Below are 1,677 nucleotides of genomic sequence, written 5' to 3'. Positions count from 1 at the left end.
CCGCCCCCCAATCCCAATCCGCCGCCTCCTCCCAGGGCCCGGGAAGCGATGGGCGAGGCGAGCGCGTCCGGCGGAGCGAGCATGGAGGAGGTCACCACGCTCATCCATCAGAACCGGGCGCAGATCCTCACGGAGCTGGACAAGCGGCTGGAGGCCCAGGGGCCGGAGCTGGCGCGGCAGTTGGAGCAGGCGTTCTCCGACCAGCTCAAGGCCGTGGAGCGCCTCCTGGCCGGGAAGCAACCGCATGGCTCGGACGGCAAGCCCGCGGCGGTCAACGGCTACACCAAGGCGGGCCACACCCGCCGCCACGTCCGTCACCCCCGGAAGCCCTGAATGCGGAACGCCCTGAACGTGCCCGCGAAGCCGGAACACATCCATCCTCTCTCCATGCTTGAACCAGGTGGCATGCCATGAGCATCGGTACGGCAGAAGCCCTGCAACGTCTCTTCGCGCAGTGGAAGCGCGAGGTCCTCTCCAACGTCTCCTCGGATGCGGAGCGCGCGGAGCTGCAGAAGCAGCTCTCCGCGCGGGAGGGAGAGCTGCTCGCCAGCGCCTCCAATGGCCATACCGCGTCCCTATTCTCGGACCTGATGGGATTGGGCAAGGAGGGCTCTTCGTCCTTCGACTCCATCAGCCGGCCGGTGCTCGTCCAGGACTTCGACGAGTCGGTCATCGAGACGCAGCTCCACGCGACCGCGGAGCTCTATTACATCTACCAGCACGACCGGATGAAGGTGTTCCAGGTGGCCGGCGCGCTGCTGCGGCTGTTCCATGACGGGCGCATGCGCATCCAGCGCGGCCCAGGCGCGCGGGCGCTGTACCTCCTGGAGAAGCACCAGCCGCTCCGCTACAAGCCACGCGACCGGCAGCTCGCGTACCGGCGAGCGTTCAACTACGGGACGCTGGCGGCGCCGCCGGGCGCGGTGATGTTCCGCAACTTCCACCGCGAGTTCGTCGCGTTCGTGTCGGCCATCGCCCAGTACTTCCGCGACCTGCTGATTGGCGAGGTCATCCGCGGCTCGCAGCACCTGAATGAGCGGCCCTTCGCCAGCCAGGCCACCATCCAGCGGCTGGGCACGGACATGCGCTGGCAGATCGACCGCGCCACCTACGGCAACATCCTGGCCCTCACGGTGGAAGTGGGCGAATACCTCAAGACCATCCTGGACGCGCTGGAGACGCCCGACATCAAGAAGGCCTTCGACGCGAACACCAAGTGGGACGTCATCGAGGTGGTGTCGCAGCGCTACCTGGGCGGCGCGGCGGAGATCTCCCAGCGCTCGAAGATGGCGGACGCCGGACGGCTGCTGCTCAACTTCGTGGCGGACAATCCGTTCAAGACGCGCGACTTCCGAGACTTCCAGACGGAGGTCATGCCGCTGGGCCCGGTGGCCGAAGAGTGGATCGCCGCGTACCGGATGACGCCGGATGGCCGCGCCTTCCGCGGTGTGACGCCCACCCTGCGCACGACGTTGGGCATCACCAGCCCCGCGCCCATGCAGATGCGCTGAAGCCCTGGAGCCCGCCATGGACGTCCCCCTGCCTTTCGTGATGGAGCCGGCCACGCGGGCCTCCACCTCGCCGCGAACCAACGAGTCGCGGCTGGTGGAGTCGGCGGTGGCGGGACAGGTGTCCCATCCCATCGTGCACACCTCGCCCTACCGGGTGGGCCGGGAC

General features: G+C 68.2%; 2 protein-coding genes. Both read left to right on the top strand.

From position 1 onward, the window contains the following. A partial coding sequence (locus D7V88_RS41280) for a hypothetical protein (RefSeq protein WP_208726758.1) occupies positions 1–333 on the top strand: 333 nt, incomplete at its 5' end. 77 nt (positions 334–410) lie between these two features. Further along, positions 411–1,511: a hypothetical protein gene (locus tag D7V88_RS41275; RefSeq protein WP_120545929.1), complete on the top strand. Its 1,101-nt coding sequence runs from the start codon at positions 411–413 to the stop codon at positions 1,509–1,511. Positions 1,512–1,677: the final 166 nt, after the last annotated feature.

It is taken from the genome of Corallococcus terminator (assembly GCF_003611635.1).
Taxonomy (GTDB): domain Bacteria; phylum Myxococcota; class Myxococcia; order Myxococcales; family Myxococcaceae; genus Corallococcus; species Corallococcus terminator.
The sequence above is the reverse complement of the archived record's forward strand: the minus strand, read 5'-3'. Positions and strand labels throughout refer to the sequence as shown.